Origin of the sequence: Limnospira indica PCC 8005, from assembly GCF_000973065.1 — a bacterium.
In the GTDB taxonomy this organism is placed as follows: domain Bacteria; phylum Cyanobacteriota; class Cyanobacteriia; order Cyanobacteriales; family Microcoleaceae; genus Limnospira; species Limnospira fusiformis.
Window position 1 is genome coordinate 4,608,106 of the sequence record NZ_FO818640.1, and the last position, 13,142, is coordinate 4,621,247.

Here is a 13,142-nt window from a genome sequence, read left to right on the forward strand (position 1 = left end):
ACCAAGTGTAACCTAACCAGAGACTTTGTAGGTTGGGTGAAACCAAGTGTAACCCAACTAAAGACTTGGTAGAGACTTTGTAGGTTGGGTGAAACCAAGTGTAACCCAACCAGAGTCAGCAAAGCGATCGGCTAAATTCCCCAAAAAATAGCAGCAGATTATCTATCACCATCCATCAACTCTGCTGCTACCCCCCAAATTAATTAATCAGTGGTGACAATTGCAACCCTTATGACCGCAACCATCCCCATTAGGATGGCCATTAGCACAGGCTTCGCTACAGTAATATTGGCCATTTTTGGCGATCGCTTTTGTCGTATCCACAATACACAGACAGGACTCGCAGGCGCATTTCATTTGAGTTACCGTGGTCATCAGAACTTCTCCTCAAGATATAATAGACTTATGCTTGAACAAGCTTTCATAGTAACTACTATAACATCTGAACAGACTTTCAGATATATGTATCTGGAAGTTTAATAATTTCTTTAGAATTGAGATTAATCCCCCACAGTCAAACCCCCACATCACAATATGTCTGACACCCTTGATAGCAATCCCCATCACCACGACCACCAGCCCCTCGCCCCAGAGAAAATTTTGAGCATGGAAAAGGCCCAACGGATGGCAGAATTTTTTAGTACCCTAGGAGACCCCAACCGCTGGCGTATCTTGTCAGCACTAGCCCTGAAAGAAATGCGTGTGCGAGACCTAGCCGCCGCCGTTGACATGACCGAATCCGCCGTATCCCACCAACTGAGAATTCTGAGGACCATGCGCTTTGTCAGTTATCAGAAAAGGGGACGCAATGTAGTCTATGGTCTCAAAGACCATCATATTTTCAACCTTTATCGGGATGTATCCGAACATCTCGATGAACCCGAAGATCACCCGTGAAAATCAACCGCCAATTCTGTTTCCGGAGGACCACCAATTTATAAAACCGCAATTTTACCATACAAGCGAAAAATATGCAATAACTTTCACAAAAAGCCAGCAATTCTCATTATGGAAATTTTGCCCCAGCTTATTGAGAATCATCTCAAGAGCGATTCTTGAAAGCCCCATTCTTTCGTTCAAGATTGGGCATCATCGGGCATCTTGGACAGGATGCGGGTCAAAATGAGAATTGCTGACAAAAAGCCATCCTCGGCTACCTTAAAGAATGGGGCTTTGTACCCCATTTTTTGATAAAATGGCTAGGAGTGTGACAGGTTCGGGAATATAAACTCCACCTCTGGCTAGGAGTGTGGGAGTAATTGGTCTGAACAATTTAGCAATTTTGCTTTAAAAATCGCCGAAACTGATCAATCTGTCACAGTTTTTGGGTGAACAGCTCAGTATTGTTAAGGGAGAAATAACGAATGTACAGTCCAACTGGAACTGGTGTTGCTATGAGGACAGGAGCGGCGGGCCGTATCTTTGTCTTTGAAGTCGAAGGGATGCGTCAGGGACAGAACACTGACAACTTTAACTATCCCATTCGTCGCAGTGGCACAGTCTACCTCACCGTTCCCTACGAACGCATGAACCAGGAGATGCGTCGCCTATCTAAAATGGGGGCCAAGATTGTCAATATCTACCCTGCTGGCGAAACCCCTCCGGTTCGGACTCAAGCGGCACCAGAAAATGGACAACAGAGCCAATCATCTGGAACCCAAACCCCTACTATGACTCAAGCGAAAGCCAAAACAGATATTCCTGTTAACATTTACAAGCCCAAAAATCCATATATCGGCAAATGCCTGTCTAACGAAGAGTTAGTTAGGGAAGGTGGAACCGGGACTGTTCGCCATTTGATTTTTGATATCAGTGGCGGCGACTTGCGCTATCTCGAAGGTCAGAGTATTGGTATTATTCCGCCAGGAACTGACAACAATGGCAAACCCCATAAACTCAGGCTGTATTCGATCGCCTCTACCCGTCATGGCGACCATGTAGATGATAAAACAGTTTCCCTATGTGTTCGTCAGTTGGAATATAAACACCCAGAAACCGGGGAAACCGTCTATGGAGTTTGCTCAACTTATCTGTGCAACCTGGAAGCTGGGGCTGATGTGGCTATTACTGGCCCGGTCGGTAAAGAAATGCTGCTCCCAGAGGATGAGGATGCCACTATCATTATGATGGCAACGGGTACGGGAATTGCGCCTTTCCGGGCATTCCTGTGGCGGATGTTTAAGGAACAGCACGAAGATTACAAGTTCAAAGGCTTGGCTTGGCTGTTCTTTGGCATTCCTTACAGCCCCAACATCCTCTATCAACAGGAACTTGAAGAATTACAGCAACAGTTCCCTGAAAACTTCCGCCTGACATTAGCCATTAGTCGGGAACAACAAAACCCAGAAGGTGGCAAAATGTATATCCAGGATCGGATTAAGGAAAATGCCGATCAGTTATGGGAATTGATCCAAAAACCCAACACCCATACTTATATTTGCGGTCTCAAAGGTATGGAAGGCGGCATTGATGAGGGAATGTCGGCCGCAGCAGGTAAGTTTGATGTTGACTGGTCTGATTATCAGAAGCAACTCAAGAAAAAGCACCGTTGGCACGTTGAAACCTACTAGGACATCAACTTAACCATTTGACTGGCGGGCGTGGCTCTTGAGTCGCGCCCTTTTTGTGGCTGGATTGGACTGATTGGACTGCTCTCGGCAATTATCATCAAAAAATCGCGATCGCTCCTCGAAACCTCAGAGACAAGGCAGCCCAGAGACAAGGCCTGCCTTGTGGGAATCTTAGTCAATCAGTTGATTTCCGCGTTTGTACTGCTGATAGGCTGCAAAGAATAGTCCCGCTAATGTCACCAGGATTAAGCCTAAGACGATCCCCGAAAGTAATGGTTCAATCACGTTGAAACTCCTTGATGTTAAGTTTTGATCGTTATGGTCGAAAGGGAAGTCGCCTTCCCCAACTCCAATTCCAAACCGTACTTGAGACTTTCACCTCATACGGCTCCTGATGTAGATACCCTTCATTGTCACTAGGAACAGGGTTACGAAACCCCGCTTTATGATTCCAACTTTGGGAGCTACTAATACAACACGTAGTCTTTAAACTCGCTCTCGTCATATTACTCCTACTTGTCGCAGTCTCTATATCTACACCGTGACTAGTGGGCATATCCTAATCATTACAATTAGGCTTTGGCTTTCAGTCACATCCTTTCCCCTTAAAGGGTTAGGGGTCGAGAGTGAAGTCACCTTCACCCTCTCCCATTCAGAACCGTGCTTGATAGTTTCCCATCACACGGCTCCTGGTGTGGATACCCTATTTGTCAAAGGAGCAGAATCAAGAGACCTGCTTTCTACTTCGATGTTCAGAGCTATATGCACCACGTAGTCTTTAAACTCGTCCTCGCCATTATACTCTTACTGACCGCAGTATCTATATCCCCACCGTGACCTGTGGGCATATCCCAACCATGACAATTGGGCTTTAGCTTCTGGTCACATCCTTCACCCTCTAAGCATGCGCTTACATTTTTCACTACTGCCTTGTGAATAGCATTACTCACTGGTTTATAGGCAGAGCATTAGAGGGGTTACAACGTTCCGATTATATGGGCATGCCATCGTTAGATTTGTCCTCTCCGCCGGGGTACTTTTAAAGGTCTGTATAGGTAGTCGCACGAACCCCCTACTTTTCCCCTTGCCCTTTTGAGCGCAGCGTGTCAACCTATTTCGCTGCTAGTGTATTACGATGGTTCAAGTCGGACATTCGGTCTTCCTAATCATAGATGGTTGGCAGTGGTCGCGTCTTGGTAATAGGTTCTACCTCACGCCTTCCGTTCCCCGCTTCAATCCTGGAGTTATGATTTCCAAAACTGGGGGTGGCTATCGCCGTTACTCTCTACTCCCTGATTTCTCAGTTCGTTTATGACCTTGAGTTCCCTGCCTTGCTTAGTTCCCTAAGCGTCGGGACATATAACCAGTTATGAGGATGGTCAGGAGAGGTCTCCTTATATCCAGATTCGGAGCTGGAATCCTCACCGGGTAGTTATTTCGGGCATTTCAGCCCTATTTCATACCCGAACGTCTCGCACCATACGCTTACACTTTTCACTACTCTTGTAAGTAATATTGCTCACTTATTTATGAGAGAGCCAATGAGGGGTTTAAACGTTCCGTTTATACGGGCATTCCATCTTTAGACTTGTCCTGTCCACCGGGGTACTTTTAAAGGTCTGTGTAGGTAGCCAAGAAACACCCCTACTTTTCCCCTGCTCTTTTGAGCGCAGCGTGTCAACCTGTTTCGCTACTTATTAATGACGATGGTTCAAGCCGGATCATTCAGATTTCCTTAGTCACGGATGGTTGGCAGTGGTCGCATCTGGTAGTGGGTTCTACTTCACGCCTTCCGTTCCCCGCTTCAATCCTGGGGTTGTGATTCCCAAAACTGGGGGTGGCTACCGCCGTTACTCTCTACTCCCTGATTTCTCAGTTTGTCTATGACCTTGAGTTCCCTGCCTTGCTTAGATTTCTCCAAGCGTCGGGACATATAAACAGTTATGGGATGGTCAGGGAGGTGAATCCCTTATATTCCACCAAGGGGTGGAAGTCCCACTGGAAGGTTATTTCAGGCATTGCAGCCCTATTTCACTCCTAAACGTTTCGCACTCCTTGGATTAATATCGCATATTCTGATACATTTACCCGACATTTATCTGGCTATAGCCATTAGGGGTCGAAAATAAAGTCGCCTTGATCTCCTCCCATTCAGAACCGTACTTGAGACTTTCACCTCATACGGCTCCTAGTTTGACCGTGTTATGGTCGAAAGAGAAGTCACCTTCCCCAACTCCAATTCCAAACCGTGCTTGCGAGTTTCCCAGCACACGGCTCCTGATGTAGATACCCTATTTGTCAGTAGGAACAGGGCTACGACCCCCCGCTTTGTAACCTCAACTTTAGGAGCTATATACAACCTCGTAGTCTTTAAACTCGCACTCGTCATCAAACTCTTAATTGTCGCGGTCTCTATATCCACACCGTGGCTAGTGGGCATATCCTAACCATTACAGTTAGGCATTAGCTTTCAGCCACATCCTTTCCCCTTAAAGGTATACGCTTACACTTTTCACTACTCTTGTAAGTAATATTGCTCACTTATTTATGAGAGAGCCAATGAGGGGTTTAAACGTTCCGTTTATACGGGCATTCCATCTTTAGACTTGTCCTGTCCACCGGGGTACTTTTAAAGGTCTGTGTAGGTAGCCAAGAAACACCCCTACTTTTCCCCTGCTCTTTTGAGCGCAGCGTGTCAACCTGTTTCGCTACTTATTAATGACGATGGTTCAAGCCGGATCATTCAGATTTCCTTAGTCATGGATGGTTGGCAGTGGTCGCATCTGGTAGTGGGTTCTACTTCACGCCTTCCGTTCCCCGCTTCAATCCTGGGGTTATGATTCCCAAAATTGGGGGTGGCTATCGCCGTTACTCTCAACTTCATGCTATACTAGGTGGGTCACAACTCCCACCGTTCAAGCGTTCTGTCTTGACCTTGAGTCCCCTGCCTTGCTTAGATTTCTCTAAGCGTCGGGACATATAAACAGTTATGAGATGGTCAGGGAAGCGACTCCCTATATTCCACCAAGGGGTGTAAGTCCCACCGGGCAGTTATTTCGGGTATTGCCACCCTATGCGCGTGCCTGAACGTTTCGCACCTCTCTGTTAAGAGTACAGCAACCTCTCTTCATCAAGAGCTGTTTGATCATCGTGACAATGGCGGTGTAGTAACTGAAGATTCTTGTATTCATCCTTTCCACCGTGGCTTCGAGGTACAATGTGGTCTACCTCAGTTAAATCTGATGGGGTAAAGTATTGCCCACACCAGGTACACCTGCCTTTTTGCTTTTTAAGTAGTTTGGCTACCTTTACTGGCGTGTCGATTGCTTGTCCTTTTCTGGTTGCCCAGTAAGTTCAATTCCCGTCATAAAGTGTTGCGTCTGGGCGTATTAGGGTATGTCTGACAATCGGAGTCCAATTATGTTTCCATAGTGTAAGTCCATCTTTGGTTTTGAATAACCAAGTTTCATGTCTTTCTTTCCCGTTACTGAGTGTGACCGTTCCCGGTCTATAGTAATTTCTCAGTTTTTCGATGTTTGCCTTTCCGCATTTTGAAGCTGTCCATGCCCGCAACATTTGCCAGATTGTGTGGTCTAGCTTATTGAAGGTCTCAGATGAGATGACTCCTGAATAGTAATTAGACCATCCCCAAATAATCGGGTTTAGTTTGTTTATCGGGGTGCATCTCAGTTAGGAAATGAGTAATTGTACTTAGTGCAACCTTCACCCACAGCCCTACATAATGAGCGAAGCACCACTCACCCTCCCTCTACTCATGGATTCTCAGAAACCAGCTCAACTCCAGCAACACCTTGACGCGATTGCGGCCATTCTCTACAGCGAAGCTAACCCTGCTATCACCAGACTAGGATTATAGACTACCAGGCTGGGCAGGAAGCGGGGCAATCGATTGGTTCGGGTCGGGTGGAGTCGTTGGTGAAACAAATTGGGATGAGGGTGAAGTTGCCGGGGGCACAATGGCGAAAGGAGAATGTGCCGAAGGTGTTGAGGCGTCGCTGTGCCTACCTAAATGGCGCGTTAGCTGCTTAATCAGGGTAAGAGTAGATTTTTGCCCTGAGTAATTATACTTATCTCCCAATTGAGATGCACCCAACATAAAGTGATTCACCGGGATATTAAACCGGAAAACATCATTAGACGAGCCAGTGATAACAAGTTAGTCCTAGTGGATTTTGGAGCATCTAAACAGGTGCAGCGCACATCTATGAGCGTGACGGGAACGGTTATCGGTTCGGCGGCATATTGCGCCCCGGAACAGGCTATGGGAAAACCTCAATATGGGAGTGATTTATATAGTTTAGGGGTGACTTGTTTATACCTGCTAACCCAAGCCAGTCCGTCAGATTTATATGACCCCTTAGAAGCCGAATGGGTGTGGCGGGAGCATTTAAATGGCAATCATGTGAGTGATAAATTAGGCGAAATCTTAGACCGTTTGGTTGAGACAGTCTTTAAAAAACGCTATAAATCTGTAGCGGAAGTTTGGGAAGATTTACGGCGATATTATGGGAAATCGCCCAACCCAACAAGTCCTCAAACCGTCATCCCAGAGACTGTTAAACAGACTCCCAATACAACTGGCAAACCGGTAACCCAGAAGTTTGAATTTGATATCGTTACGGTCAATTCAATGGGTCGAGAAATTAACCGTCGTCCCGGTCAGGCTGAATGTATTATCGAAGACCTGGGAAATAGTGTGACTCTGGAGATGGTGCTAATTCCGGGGGGAACCTTTACCATGGGTGTGCCGAGTGGTGAAACAGGAAGTTCTGATGTTGAAAGACCCCAACACCGAGTCACGATTAAACCCTTCCTCATGGGGAAATATCCGGTTACCCAAGAACAATGGCGACAAGTGGCTAGTTTCCCCAAACTCCAACGGGACCTCAACTATAACCCCTCCAAATTTGCCGGATTAAATCTTCCCGTTGAATCGGTTTCATGGTATGATGTGGTGGAATGGTGTGCGCGCCTCTCGAAAAGAATTGGCAAACCCTACCGATTGCCCAGTGAAGCCGAGTGGGAATATGCAGCCCGCGCCGGAACCACTAGCCCCTTTCATGTCGGTGATACCCTGACGACGGACCTCGCCAACTACGATGGCGGCTACACCTATAGCTCAGGACCGAGGGGAGCCTACCGCAAAAAAACCACCCCCGTCGGTCAGTTTCAACACGCCAACGCCTTTGGCTTGTATGATATCCACGGGAATGTTTGGGAATGGTGCGCTGACCCCTGGCACGAAGGCTACGCTGGTGCGCCCTCGGATGGTACGGTGTGGGATAGTCAGGATATATATGTTGACAATTTAGTCAAACTTTGGGAAAGCGCTTTAGTAGCTTTAGTAGGTTGGGTGAAGCGCAGCGAAACCCAACTTCCCAGCCAGCCGTTATCAACCGGGTTTCTGTGAAAAAGCGGGTTAATTTTCGGCATTTATGGTAATGTAGAATCAGGTATCAATAACCATCCTGATTATGAGCCAATGTCTGAACCCAGCTTTAGTAGCGCTTTAGTAGGTTGGGTGAAGCGCAGCGCAACCCAACTTCCCCAGCCGTGATAAATCAGGTTTCTGTGAAAAAGCGGGTTAATTTTCGGCATTTATGGTAATGTAGAATCAGGTATCAATAACCATCCTGATTATGAGCCAATGTCTGAACCCAGACTGCCTCCACATCAACCCCGAAGGTTGTAATTTCTGCCAAAAATGTGGTAGTAAACTCCGACTGGTAGAACGCTACTATGCTAAAAGCATCCTCGGACAAGGCGGGTTCGGACGCACATTTCTGGCAGTGGATGACTTCAAACCTTCTAAACCTCCCTGTGTGATTAAACAATTCCTTCCCCAGGCGCAAGGAACCGCTACCCTAGAAAAAGCCGCCCAATTATTCGACCAAGAAGCCCAACGTTTAGAACTCCTCGGCAAACATTCCCAAATCCCGGAACTGTTGGCTTATTTTACGGCTGATAACCGTCAATATTTAATTCAGGAATTTATCGAAGGAGACACCCTACAACAGGAGTTAGACAATCAAGGCGCTTTTACAGAAAATCAAATCATTTCGCTGCTCAAGGATTTATTGCCAGTTTTGTATTTTGTACACAAACATAAAGTAATTCACCGGGATATTAAACCGGAAAACATCATTAGACGCGCCAGTGATAACAAGTTAGTCCTAGTGGATTTTGGGGCGGCTAAACAGGTGCATAGCACATCTATGAGCGTCACCGGAACCGTTATCGGTTCGGCGGAATATTGCGCCCCGGAACAGGCTATGGGAAAACCTCAATATGGGAGTGATTTATATAGTTTAGGGGTGACTTGTTTATACCTGCTAACCCAAGTGAGTCCGTCAGATTTATATGACCCCTTAGAATCACAATGGGTGTGGCGTGAGCATTTAAATGGCAATCAGGTGAGTGATAAACTAGGCAAAATCTTAGAGCGTTTGGTTGAGACAGTATTTAAAAAACGCTATCAATCTGTAGCGGAAGTTTGGGAAGATTTACGGCGATATTATGGGAAATCGCCCAACCCAACAAGTCCTCAAACCGTCATCCCAGAGACTGTTAAACAGACTCCCAATACAACTGGCAAACCGGTAACCCAGAAGTTTGAATTTGACATCGTTACGGTCAATTCAAAGGGCCGAGAAATTAACCGCCGTCGCGGTCAGGCTGAATGTATTATCGAAGACCTGGGAAATGGGGTGACTCTGGAGATGGTGCTAATTCCGGGGGGAACCTTTACCATGGGTGCGCCGAGTGGTGAAGCTGGAAGTTCATACGCTGAAAGACCCCAACACCGAGTCACGATTAAACCCTTCCTCATGGGGAAATATCCGGTTACCCAAGCACAATGGCGACAAGTGGCTAGTTTCCCCAAACTCCAACGGGACCTGAGCCTAGACCCCTCAAGATTTAAAGGATTAAATCTTCCGGTTGAACAAGTTTCATGGTATAATGTGGTGGAATGGTGCGCGCGCCTCTCGAAAAGAATCGGCAAACCCTACCGATTACCCAGTGAAGCCGAGTGGGAATATGCAGCCCGCGCCGGAACCACTAGCCCCTTTCATGTCGGTGATACCCTGACCACCGACCTCGCCAACTACGATGGCAACTGCACCTATAGCTCAGGACCCAAGGGAGCCTACCGCCAACAAACCACCCCCGTCGGTCAGTTTCAACACGCCAACGCCTTTGGCTTGTATGATATCCACGGAAATGTTTGGGAATGGTGCGCTGACCCCTGGCACGACAGCTACACTGGTGCGCCCTCGGATGGTACGGTGTGGGATAGTCAGGATATATATGTTGACAATTTAGTCAAACTTTGGGAAAGCGCTTTAGTAGCTTTAGTAGGTTGGGTGAAGCGCAGCGAAACCCAACTTCCCAGCCAGCCGTTATCAACCGGGTTTCTGTGAAAAAGCGGGTTAATTTTCGGCATTTATGGTAATGTAGAATCAGGTATCAATAACCATCCTGATTATGAGCCAATGTCTGAACCCAGCTTTAGTAGCGCTTTAGTAGGTTGGGTGAAGCGCAGCGCAACCCAACTTCCCCAGCCGTGATAAATCAGGTTTCTGTGAAAAAGCGGGTTAATTTTCGGCATTTATGGTAATGTAGAATCAGGTATCAATAACCATCCTGATTATGAGCCAATGTCTGAACCCAGACTGCCTCCACATCAACCCCGAAGGTTGTAATTTCTGCCAAAAATGTGGCAGTAAACTCCGACTGGCAGAACGCTACTATGCTAAAAGCATCCTCGGACAAGGTGGGTTCGGACGCACATTTCTGGCAGTGGATGACTTCAAACCTTCTAAACCTCCCTGCGTGATTAAGCAATTCCTTCCCCAGGCGCAAGGAACCGCTACCCTGCAAAAAGCCGCCCAATTATTCGACCAAGAAGCCCAACGTTTAGAACTCCTCGGCAAACATTCCCAAATCCCGGAACTGTTGGCTTATTTTACGGCTGATAACCGTCAATATTTAATTCAGGAATTTATCGAAGGGGAAACCCTACAACAGGAGTTAGATAATCAAGGCGCTTTTACCGAAAATCAAATCATTTCGCTGCTCAAGGATTTATTGCCAGTTTTGGATTTCGTCCACCAAAATCAAGTGATTCACCGGGATATTAAACCGGACAACATCATTAGACGCGCCAGTGATAATAAGTTAGTTATAGTGGATTTTGGAGCATCTAAACAGGTGCGACGCACATCTCTTAGCGTAGCGGGAACGGTTATCGGTTCGGCGGAATATTGGGCCCCGGAACAGGCTATGGGAAAACCTCAATATGGGAGTGATTTATATAGTTTAGGGGTGACTTGTTTATATCTGCTAACCCAAGTTAGTCCGTCAGATTTATATGACCCCTTAGAATCACAATGGGTTTGGCGTGAGCATTTAAATGGCAATCAGGTGAGTGATAAACTAGGCGAAATCTTAGACCGTTTGGTTGAGACAGTCTTTAGAAAACGCTATCAATCTGTAGCGGAAGTTTGGGCAGATTTACAGCCATCTGATGATAGTCCAAAACCCCCAACCCAGAAGTTTGAATTTGACATCGTTACGGTCAATTTAAAGGGACAAGAAATTAACCGCCGTCGCGGTCAGGCTGAATGTATTATCGAAGACCTGGGAAATGGGGTGACTCTGGAGATGGTGCTAATTCCGGGGGGAACCTTTATTATGGGTGCGCCGAGTGGTGAAGCTGGAAGTTCTGATGATGAAAGACCCCAACACCGAGTCACCATTAAACCCTTCCTCATGGGGAAATATCCGGTTACCCAAGCACAATGGCGACAAGTGGCTAGTTTCCCCAAACTCCAACGGGACCTGAGCCTAGACCCCTCAAGATTTAAAGGATTAAATCTTCCCGTTGAAAGAGTTTCATGGTATGATGTAATCGAGTGGTGCGCCCGCCTCTCGAAGAGAATCGGCAAACCCTACCGATTACCCAGTGAAGCCGAGTGGGAATATGCAGCCCGCGCCGGAACTACTAGCCCCTTTCATGTCGGTGATACCCTGACGACAGACCTCGCCAACTACAATGGCAACTACACCTATAGCTCAGGACCCGAGGGAGCCTACCGCCAACAAACCACCCCCGTCGGTCAGTTTCAACACGCCAACGCCTTTGGCTTGTATGATATCCACGGAAATGTTTGGGAATGGTGCGCTGACCCCTGGCACGACAGCTACAATGGTGCGCCTTCGGATGGTCGTGTGTGGGATGTTGGGAACGATAATCGTTATCAAAATCCTATTGAATATTTAGTCAAGTTTTTGGGAAGCCAAGAAAGCCGAGTGGTGCGCGGCGGTTCGTGGCGCAACTATCCAGATTACTGCCGTTGCGCCTACCGCCTCAGGCTCGACCCGGACGGCCTCGACCGCAACCTCGGTTTTCGGGTAGCCTGTGCCCCCCCGACTCTTAGCCTGTGCGCTTTAGTAGGTTGGGTGAAGCGCAGCGAAACCCAACTTCCCAGCCAGCCGTGAGCCACCGGGTTTCTGTTTCGGCAACCCAAGCAGCAGCGGATTTTGGTAAAATACGCCCATATTTTATCGATTCCATCATGTTGTGGCAAAACGGACAGAAACTCAACAACGGGAACTATATGGTCGATCGCATTTTGGGACAGGGGCGATTTTCCGTCACCTATCTCGCGAAGGAAGTGCGGACGAATGGCTATGTTGCCATTAAAACCCTGAATCCCGACGCTTCCATGTTAAAAGATCTCAAGCCCTCGGAACGGGAAAAATATGCGACCAAATTTTATGATGAAGCCCTAAAACTCTCCCAATGCCAACATCCTCATATTGTCAAAGTGCGAGAAATTTTTGACGAAGCGGTGCGGGAGGGATGGTTTGCCAATACTCGCTATCCGTGTATCGTCATGGACTATATTGATGGGGTCAGTCTCGGTCAGCGGGGAGAACCTCAACTTCCCGAAAAAATTGCCCTGGGCTATATTCAACAAATTGGTTCGGCTTTGATTTCCGTCCACCAACGGGGTCTTTTGCATCGAGATCTTAAACCCGGAAATATTATGATTCGCGCAGGAAAACAAGAGGCGATTTTAATTGATTTTGGCTTGGCGAGGTCTTTCGATCATCCCCTCACCCAACAAATTACCGTTGATGGCTTTGCACCCATCGAATTGTATTCCCACCTGGAACCCAAAGGACCCTGGACGGACGTTTACAGCCTGGCGGCGACCCTGTATGTGCTGCTGACCGGAAAAAAACCTGAAAGTGCCTTAGATCGCCATGATACCGATTCCGATGTGCATTTGACTCCCCCCCGTTTGCACAATCCCAAGATTAGCCAAAAGGTTAATCAGGCGATCGTTCATGCCATGGCTTTAATTCCGGGCGATCGCACCCAGAGTGTACCGGAATTTCTGCGGGAATTGGGAATCGGGCGCTGGTCGCCAATTCCCCAATGGGATAGTCTGCCGATCCCCCTTCAATTGGCTGCTACTGTTGCCGGCATTCTCGGTGCGATCGCAACCATAATCGCCCTATTTTTAAATAAATAGCCCTGGG

Annotated in this window: 7 protein-coding genes and 3 pseudogenes; 7 read left to right on the forward strand and 3 right to left on the reverse strand. The window is 47.3% G+C overall.

What is annotated here, in order from left to right:
- Nucleotides 1-207: 207 nt before the first annotated feature.
- A complete protein-coding gene (locus XZ46_RS30510) occupies nt 208-375 on the reverse strand; it encodes a metallothionein (protein WP_006616223.1) in 168 nt (55 codons plus the stop codon).
- A 159-nt stretch (nt 376-534) separates the two neighbouring features.
- On the opposite strand from XZ46_RS30510, the gene XZ46_RS20220 reads away from it, so the two are divergent.
- Together XZ46_RS20220 and cpcD/petH are read left to right on the forward strand one after the other, a co-directional pair.
- Complete coding sequence (locus tag XZ46_RS20220; RefSeq protein ID WP_006624014.1) at nt 535-897, forward strand: ArsR/SmtB family transcription factor; 363 nt, start codon at nt 535-537, stop codon at nt 895-897.
- A gap of 467 nt (nt 898-1,364) precedes the next feature.
- Nucleotides 1,365-2,570, forward strand: coding sequence for a bifunctional rod-capping linker CpcD/ferredoxin--NADP reductase PetH (cpcD/petH, locus tag XZ46_RS20225; protein ID WP_006669353.1), 1,206 nt, complete (start codon nt 1,365-1,367; stop codon nt 2,568-2,570).
- 171 nt (nt 2,571-2,741) lie between these two features.
- Here the strand turns inward: cpcD/petH and petG are convergent, their stop codons facing one another.
- Together petG and XZ46_RS30540 are read right to left on the reverse strand one after the other, a co-directional pair.
- Nucleotides 2,742-2,855, reverse strand: a complete 114-nt coding sequence (gene petG / locus XZ46_RS30515) for a cytochrome b6-f complex subunit V (RefSeq protein WP_006616220.1) — start codon at nt 2,853-2,855, stop codon at nt 2,742-2,744.
- 2,820 nt (nt 2,856-5,675) lie between these two features.
- Nucleotides 5,676-6,245: pseudogene (locus tag XZ46_RS30540) on the reverse strand (HNH endonuclease); the annotation flags it as partial.
- A 183-nt stretch (nt 6,246-6,428) separates the two neighbouring features.
- Here XZ46_RS30540 and XZ46_RS30545 point away from each other — a divergent pair.
- The 5 genes and pseudogenes from XZ46_RS30545 to XZ46_RS20245 all read left to right on the forward strand — a co-directional run.
- Nucleotides 6,429-6,620: pseudogene (locus XZ46_RS30545) on the forward strand (ISKra4 family transposase); the annotation flags it as partial.
- Between the two features lie 61 nt (nt 6,621-6,681).
- A pseudogene (locus tag XZ46_RS20230) lies at nt 6,682-7,875 on the forward strand (formylglycine-generating enzyme family protein); the annotation flags it as partial.
- 355 nt (nt 7,876-8,230) lie between these two features.
- Nucleotides 8,231-10,012 (forward strand): bifunctional serine/threonine-protein kinase/formylglycine-generating enzyme family protein, encoded by a 1,782-nt coding sequence (locus XZ46_RS20235; protein WP_082113543.1) that lies wholly within the window; start codon nt 8,231-8,233, stop codon nt 10,010-10,012.
- Nucleotides 10,013-10,241: 229 nt separating this feature from the next.
- Entirely contained in the window at nt 10,242-12,092 is a 1,851-nt protein-coding gene (locus tag XZ46_RS20240; RefSeq protein WP_048895203.1) for a bifunctional serine/threonine-protein kinase/formylglycine-generating enzyme family protein, read from the forward strand.
- A gap of 77 nt (nt 12,093-12,169) precedes the next feature.
- Nucleotides 12,170-13,135, forward strand: a complete 966-nt coding sequence (locus XZ46_RS20245) for a serine/threonine protein kinase (protein WP_008053274.1) — start codon at nt 12,170-12,172, stop codon at nt 13,133-13,135.
- The last annotated feature ends 7 nt before the right edge of the window (nt 13,136-13,142 follow it).